This window comes from Haloparvum sedimenti (assembly GCF_001462205.1).
In the GTDB taxonomy this organism is placed as follows: Archaea; Halobacteriota; Halobacteria; order Halobacteriales; family Haloferacaceae; genus Haloparvum; species Haloparvum sedimenti.
Map to the genome: position 1 here is coordinate 38711 of NZ_LKIR01000130.1, position 7364 is coordinate 46074.

The window sequence follows — 7364 nt, forward strand, 5'->3', positions numbered from 1 at the left end:
AACGTCCGGATCCCGGCGTCCTTGTCCGACCACTCGCGCTCCAGTCCCAGAAACAGTCCCAGCGCCGCCGCCAGCGCCAGTCGGACCACCGGCTCCTCGAAGGAGACGCCGAAAAACGTCTGTGCCGGCGCGGGAAAGAGAGACACCGCGCCGGTCGTGACCGCGTCGATCATGGAGACCGCCTACTCGGTCGGGGGGTATAAGCGCCCGGTCTCCGGGGACCGTCTCCGAGGAGGGGTCCGCGGGCGGGCTCCGAGGGAGGATCCGCGGGCGGGGCGAAGCGTCCGGATCAGGCGTCGACGTACTCCGCTTCCCACTCCTGGCGCGCCTCGATCTCGCGTCGTCCTCGCCGGGTCAGCGTGTAGTAGTTCGTCCGCCGGTCGCGCTGCCCCTTTTCGACGAGCCCCTTCTCGACGAGCGTGTCGAGGTTCGGGTAGAGGCGCCCGTGGTGGATCTCCTTCTCGTAGTAGTCCTCCAGCTCGTCCTTGATCGCGAGTCCGTGGGGTTCGTCGAGACCGGCGATCACGTAGAGGAGGTCACGTTGAAAACCTGTCAAGTCGTACATTGGCGTGGTCTTCTCCAACGTTCTTGTCGAGATACCATAAAAATATCGTTCCAAATCACCAAACACGGCTGCAGAACCCACGAACGGGCTCAATATAGCGAGCGACTTCTGTCAGACAAATCAATAAGACTGGTGACGCGACGTGAACGGATTCCGGTATTTCCTCTCTTCGGAGGGTTCGGCGGCCGGGAACGAGCGGTCGCGTCGCTCGCCGTGCTGATCGCTGCCGAGGCGGGCCCGCAGAGCGGTCGCTCGGGGTCAGTTACGTCGAAAAGGCCGCGAACCCACGGTGAAAAGAGCGTGGGTTCGCGGCCCTCGAATTGGTCCCCGCTGACGCTTCGGCCCTCCAAGACGAAGCGTCACCAGCACGTACCGGAGGCGGAGGAATAAACCTGTCGGGCGTGCGCCCCACCTGCATGGACGCGGCCGTGGCGGCCGGGCGCGCTAGATATGTTCTTCCTCCAACACCCACCCGAGGGCTCGCTTGTAGTAGGTGAACATTTCCCTGACGCCTTCATGGCGCATCTCCTCGTCGTCGAGCTGTTCGGCCAGGAACTCGTACTGCTCGCGGATCTCCGCCTCGTCGCGCATGGTCGCCGGTTCGAGCCCCGTGCCGTTAGCCGCTGTGGTCGGTCGCGGGGCGCGACGAACCGCCGTGTGCGGGGCGTGACGGACCGGCGTCCGCGGTCGGCGCTCGCGGAACCGCGGCCGCGAACGGCAACGCCTTTCACCCGACCGCGTCAAGCGAGGGCGAGCGATGGACGACCGCACGCGCGAGTACCTCCGGGGTCGGTTCCGCGACTACTACCGGAGCGTCTCGCCCTCGCCGCCCCCGGACGCCCACGAGCGCGAGTGGGGCCACATCCCGTGGACCACCGGGACGGGGACGACGATGGTGCGCCACCAGTCGATGCTGGACCTCGGCGATCTGGGCGCCTTCTTCGCCGAGACCGCGCCCAGACACGCCTACTTCTCGGCGGCCCGCTACGACGACCCCGGCGCCTCGACGATGGGCGGGAAGGGGTGGCGGTCCGCGGATCTGGTCTTCGACCTCGACGCCGACCACCTGCCCGGCGTCGACCCCACGGAGACGACCTACGCCGAGATGCTCGCGGCATGTAAGGACGCGCTCGGGCGCCTGCTGGAGTTCCTGGAGGACGACTTCGCGTTCGAGGACATGGAGGTCGTCTTCTCGGGCGGGCGGGGGTACCACGTCCACGTCCGCGACCCCGAGGTGCTGGAGCTGGACAGCGACGCGCGCCGCGAGGTCGTCGACTACGTCCGGGCGATCGACCTCGACACCGAGAACCTCGTCCACACGGTGTCGGCCGACGGGACCACCCGCCGCGTGCTCCGCAGCGAGGGCGGGTGGGGGAAGCGCGTCCACGAGGCGCTCGTCGACTACGCCGAGGAGCTCCGCGGGATGGACGACGACGCCGCGATGGAGAAGCTGCAGGAGCTCGACGGCATCGGCGAGGGACGCGCGACGACGATTCTCGGCGCGTTTCGCCAGAACCCCGAGGCGCTGGAGCAGGGGAACCTCGAGGCGGGCGGGCCGGGCGTCCGCCGGCTCGCGGAGGCGCTGACCGCGCGGGTGACCGCCACCGAGACGGCCCCCATCGACGAGCCGGTGACGACGGACACGCGGCGGCTCATCCGACTCCCGGGGACGCTCCACGGCGGGAGCGCCCTTCGAGTCACGCGGATCGACCGGGAGGACCTGGCCGACTTCGACCCCCTCGTCGACGCGGTGCCGGAGCGATTCGAGGGTCGCGAGATCGCCGTCGAGTGCGACGAGGAACGCGAGGTCGTCCTCGGCGGCGATACATTCATGGTGGAGCCGGGACGAAACACGCTCCCGGAGTACGCGGGCCTGTTCCTGATGGCCCGCGGCGACGCGCGCAAGGTACCCGAATCGTGACCACACCACAGCCCCCCGCATGAACCTCGACGAACTCCGCTCCGTACAGGCGAAGGAACGGCGGAAGGACAGCCTCCAGCACCTGCGGGACGACTTCTACGACGAGGTCGCCTCCTACGTCGCGGACCTGCGCGCGGCCCGCGACCGCCGTGCGGAGTCCGTCGAGAACCCCTTTTCGGACGACGACGTGCGCCGGATGTCCGACGAAGTCGAGACCGCGGAGGAGGTCGCGGAGGCGCTCTACGAGCGGCGCGTCGGCAAGGTCGTCAAGCTCGCCTCCTTCGCGGCCGCGGACATGCCCGTCGAGCGCGAGGGGATGACGAACGAGGAGCGCGAGCTGTTCGAGGACCTCGTCGGCCGCATCGAGGAGAACAAACGGAGCGTCCTCGACGTGCTGTCGGGCGAGGTGGCCCCGTCCGCCGAGCCGGTCGACGCGGACTCGAACCCGGACGCCGCGCCGCGAACCGAGGGCGTCACGGAGGACGCGCCGACCCCGTCTGCCGACGACCCGGTTCCGCCCGCGGACCCCGCGACCGAGCGCTCCGCCGATGCCGACGGCGGCGCCGCGGACGAGGGCGGCGTCCTCGCGGACGCGATGGGCGCTGGCGGCGACGACCCGTCCGCCTCGGGCGAGCCGAGCGAACCGACCGCGGATGCGGGTCCCTCCGAGGGGCCGAGCGCAGGCGCCGGGTCCGCCGACGCGGACGCCGACGGCCGCACGCCCGTGGCCCCCGACCCCGCGCCGCCGGGCGCGCCCGGCGCGTCCGAGCCCGACGACGGGGGCGAGGAGACGGCCACCGCCGACGCGGCGGCCGATCCCGCGGACGAGGAACCGCCTGAGACGCCCTCTATCGGCGAGATCGACGACCGGACGACCGTCCGGATCACCGCCGACGTGGGGGAGATCCTCGGCGTCGACGAGCGGGAGTACGACCTCGCCGCCGAGGACGTGGTGACGCTCCCCGCCGCGAACGCGGAACCGCTGATCCAGCGCGACGCCGCCGAGCGGATCGACTGACGGGGCGCCTTTCTCGCGGTGGGATCGATCGCCGCCGAGCGGAACGGCTTTCCCGGTCGCGCTCGCGCGTTCGACCATGCTCGACGTCGGCACCGACGCACCCGAGTTCTCGCTCCCCGACCAGCGCGGCGAGACGGTCTCGCTCGACGACTTCGACGGGGAGTACGTGGTCGTCTACTTCTACCCACGCGCGGACACCCCCGGCTGTACGACCGAGGCCTGCAGTTTCCGCGACAACTGGGACGCGTTCGCGGACGCGGGCGTCTCGGTCGTGGGGATCAGCGACGACCCCGTGGACGACCTCGACGCGTTCGCCGCGGAGTACGACCTCCCGTTCCCGCTGCTGTCCGACGAGGAGGGAGAGGTGGCCGCCGCCTACGACTCCTACGGCGAGAAGAACATGTTCGGGAACACCTTCGACGGCGTGTTCCGGAACACGTACGTCGTCGGCCCGGACGGCGACGTGGTCCTCGCCTACGAGGGCGTCGACCCCGAGGAACACGCCGAGGAGATCCTCTCGGACGTGCGGGAGCTCTGAGGGCCGCGACTCGCGGCCGGTCGGGGCATCTCAGCTACAGCCCTTCTTCGCTCTCCTGTGAGAGCAGCACCACCATCGAGAGCCCCGAGACCAGCAGCAGGATCAGCGACGGCACCGCGGCGTACTGGAAGTAAGCCGCCGCTTGCGCCCGCCATATCTGGGTGACGATGGTCTCGAAACCGGTGGGGCGGAGTATCAGCGTCGCGGGCAGCTCCTTCATCGTCGTCAGGAACACGAGCGCAGCCCCCGCCGTCACGCCGGGCGCGATCAGTCGCAGCGTGACGCGCCGGAAGGCGCCGCCGGGCGACTCGCCGAGCGTTCGGGCCGCCTCCACGAGCGTCGGATCGACTCCCAGCGTCGCGGTGCGGATCGAGCCGAGCGCCTGCGGCATGAACCGGACGACGTACGCGAACACCAGGAGCGGGACCGTCTGGTAGAGCCACGGCGCGTAGCCGGCGCCGAAGTAGACCAGCGAGAGCGCGAGCACGACGCCCGGAACGGCGAATCCGAGGTAGGTGATCCGCTCGAAGAAGTCCGTGAGTCGGCTTCGGTGTCTCGCGGCGACGTACGCGACCGGGAGCGCGAGCGCCGCGGCGACGATGGCCGCTGCGAACGAGACGCCGACGGAGTTGAGCGCGAAGCTCCACTCGAACGCCAGCGAGGGCCGCGATCGACCGCCCGACCGCACGACCCACAGCAGCAGGATCCAGACCGGGACCACGAGCGCGAGCCCCGCCACGCTCGCGGGCAAAAGCGTCGCCGGCCACCGGAGCCGGCCGAGGCTCACCGCTCCCCGGTCGGTCGACGCGGAGCCGTCGCCCTGGACGGTCTCGTCCGGTCGGATCCGGCGCTCCACCGCGAGCACCACCAGCACGACCGCGAGCAGTTCCAAGGAGAGCAGGGCGGCGTAGTCCGCGCCGAAGGAGTTGTACTCGACGTATATCTGACGCGTGAACACCGCCAGCCGCATGATCGACGGCGTCCCGAAGTCGGAGACGGCGTACAGCGCGGCCAGCAGCGCGCCGGCCAGCACCGCGGGCCTGATGTGCGGCAGAGTGACGCGACGGAACGCGCCCAGCTGACCGTGGTTCAGGGTGCGGGCGGCCTCGACGAGCGAGGTGTCGAGCGAGAGCAGCGACGCCCGCGTCGTGAGGAAGACGTAGGGGTAGGTGTACAGCGTGATCACGAGCACCGCGCCCGGGAGCCCATAGATCTCCGGCAGGCGCTCGACCCCGAGCGGGGACAGGATCTCGTGGAACTCCCCTCGCGGACCGAACGCGGAGACGAACGCGAACGCGCCCACGTAGCTCGGTACGACGAGCGGGAGCGCGACCAGGATCGTCCAGAACCGGCGGAACGGCAGGTCAGTTCGCACCGTCAGGAACGCCAACGGCACGCCGATCAGCACCGAGAACACGGTCACACCTGTCATCAGAAGGAGGCTATTGAGGAGCACCTCCAGCCCGCCCGACTGGAACAGGAGTTCGCGCGCGCGGTCCGGGTTCACCTTTGCGGCCTCGACGAACAGCCACGTCAGCGGGAACACCAACACGGCGGCGATGGCTCCCGACAGGAGGGTGAGTCCGACCGACCGAAGCGACCGGGACCGACTCATCGTCTCCCCGTTCGGCGAGCGGACACTTGAGTGACGCCATTCGCGCACGCGGTCGGCCTCGTTCTCCGCACGAGCGGTCGTTCCACACCGATCCACATAAGTTTAGGTTCACCTAAGACGGCCCATGGAACTGACGAGGCGGGACGCCGCGGCCGCGCTCGCCGCGTTCGGCGTCGGGGGCGTCGGCGCGGCGGGGGTTCGGGAGTGGCGGCAGTCGTCGGCCGAGGGGTCGGAGGACGCGCCCGTCGCCTCCGACACGGCGGTACGGGACGCCCTCGTCGCGGTCGCGGAGGTCGTCTACCCGAGCGAGGTCGAGGGCGTTCCCTCGTTCGTCGAATCGTTCCTCTCCGGTCGGCTCGTCGACCCGGACGACGCCGCCGGCGCGAGCGAGTTCGAGCGCGCGCACGACGCCGGGCTCCGCGAGGCGGTCACAACGCTGAACGACCTCGCGGCCTCGTGGTACGACGCCCCCGTCGCGGACCTTCCACCGAGCGACCGCGACGGCCTGCTTCGGGAGGTCGGCGCCGATACCGCCGAAGCGTCTCCAGACGGGACGGACGCCGAGCGCGTGCGCTACTACGTCGTCAACGAACTGCTGCTCGCGCTGTACGCCTCGCCGACCGGCGGCGAGTTGGTCGGTATCGAGAACCCGCAGGGCCACCCCGGCGGGACGGACACCTATCAGCGAGGGCCGACGTGATGAGCGGCGCGGAGGGCGGCGCGACCGGCGAGCCCGCCCCCGACCGCACGCCGGTCGAGAACGCGGACATCTGCGTCGTCGGCGCGGGGCCCGCGGGGGCGCTGGTCGCCGACCGACTGGCGGGGCGGGGCCACGAGGTCGTGGTACTCGACGCCGGGCCGCGGTTCGACCCCTCCACGCGGCGCCGCAGACAGGAGATGGCGATCAGGCCTGCCCACGACCGACCGGACGTGTGGGACGGCGACCCCGAGCGCGACGCCCACTCGGCCTCCGGCGAGTGGTTCTACCCGCTGAACCACGCCCGCGTGAAGGGCGTCGGCGGCTCGACGCTCCACTGGCAGGGGATGGTGATGCGGCTCCACGAGGACGACTTCGCGTCGGCGACCGAGCGCGGCGTCGGGGTCGACTGGCCCATCGACTACGCGGACCTCCGTCCCTACTACGCCGAGGCCGAGGCCGAACTGGGCGTCGCAGGGGCCTCCGACAACCCCTACGCGCCGCCGCGCGAGGAGCCGCACCCCATGCCCGCCTTCGAGCCCTCCTACAGCGATTCGCTGTTCGCGGAGGCCTGCGAGGAACTGGGCATCGACATGCACTCGGTGCCGAACGCGCGCAACTCCGAGTCCTACGACGGCCGGAGCCAGTGTGTCGGGTACGGCACCTGCCAGCCGGTCTGTCCTTCCGGGGCGAAGTACGACGCGACGGTCCACATCGAGCGGGCCGAGGAGAAGGGAGCGACGGTCATCGACCGCGCGCCCGTGGAGTACCTCCACCACGACGCCGACCGGGTCACGGCGGCCGAATACGCCACGCCGGACGGCGACCGCCACAGACAGGACGCCGACGCGTTCGTGCTCGCTGCCGGCGGGGTCGAAATCCCGCGGCTCCTCCTGCTCTCGGAGTCCGAGACGTATCCCGGCGGACTGGCCAACTCCAGCGGCGCGGTCGGGAAGTTCTTCATGGACCACCTGTTCGCGGGGATGGGCGGAACGCTCGACGAGCCGACG

Annotated in this window: 8 protein-coding genes; 5 read left to right on the top strand and 3 right to left on the bottom strand. The window is 70.5% G+C overall.

Features of this window, described 5'->3' with window-relative positions:
- Nucleotides 1-289: 289 nt before the first annotated feature.
- Both AN233_RS11365 and AN233_RS17370 read right to left on the bottom strand, forming a co-directional pair.
- Nucleotides 290-565 (bottom strand): PadR family transcriptional regulator, encoded by a 276-nt coding sequence (locus tag AN233_RS11365; protein ID WP_058366900.1) that lies wholly within the window; start codon nt 563-565, stop codon nt 290-292.
- Nucleotides 566-1009: 444 nt separating this feature from the next.
- The gene (locus tag AN233_RS17370; protein WP_176696682.1) at nt 1010-1156 is read right to left on the bottom strand and encodes a hypothetical protein; all 147 of its coding nucleotides are present in this window, start codon (nt 1154-1156) and stop codon (nt 1010-1012) included.
- Nucleotides 1157-1322: 166 nt separating this feature from the next.
- On the opposite strand from AN233_RS17370, the gene priS reads away from it, so the two are divergent.
- The 3 genes from priS to bcp all read left to right on the top strand — a co-directional run bounded on the left by priS (nt 1323) and on the right by bcp (nt 4042).
- Nucleotides 1323-2486, top strand: a complete 1164-nt coding sequence (gene priS / locus AN233_RS11370; RefSeq protein ID WP_058366901.1) for a DNA primase small subunit PriS — start codon at nt 1323-1325, stop codon at nt 2484-2486.
- 19 nt (nt 2487-2505) lie between these two features.
- Entirely contained in the window at nt 2506-3504 is a 999-nt protein-coding gene (locus AN233_RS11375) for a DNA replication complex subunit Gins51 (RefSeq protein ID WP_058366902.1), read from the top strand.
- Between the two features lie 76 nt (nt 3505-3580).
- The gene (gene bcp, locus AN233_RS11380; protein WP_058366903.1) at nt 3581-4042 is read left to right on the top strand and encodes a thioredoxin-dependent thiol peroxidase; all 462 of its coding nucleotides are present in this window, start codon (nt 3581-3583) and stop codon (nt 4040-4042) included.
- A 34-nt stretch (nt 4043-4076) separates the two neighbouring features.
- Here the strand turns inward: bcp and AN233_RS11385 are convergent, their stop codons facing one another.
- Nucleotides 4077-5657 carry an ABC transporter permease gene (locus tag AN233_RS11385; RefSeq protein ID WP_058366904.1) on the bottom strand — a complete coding sequence of 527 codons (1581 nt, stop codon included), beginning with the start codon at nt 5655-5657 and terminating at the stop codon, nt 4077-4079.
- Nucleotides 5658-5781: 124 nt separating this feature from the next.
- Here AN233_RS11385 and AN233_RS11390 point away from each other — a divergent pair, with 124 nt between their 5' ends.
- Nucleotides 5782-6357 carry a gluconate 2-dehydrogenase subunit 3 family protein gene (locus AN233_RS11390; RefSeq protein WP_058366905.1) on the top strand — a complete coding sequence of 192 codons (576 nt, stop codon included), beginning with the start codon at nt 5782-5784 and terminating at the stop codon, nt 6355-6357.
- Nucleotides 6357-7364 (top strand): FAD-dependent oxidoreductase (locus AN233_RS11395; protein WP_245626061.1); only part of this gene is annotated, 1008 nt, incomplete at its 3' end. The genes AN233_RS11390 and AN233_RS11395, both read left to right, overlap by 1 nt.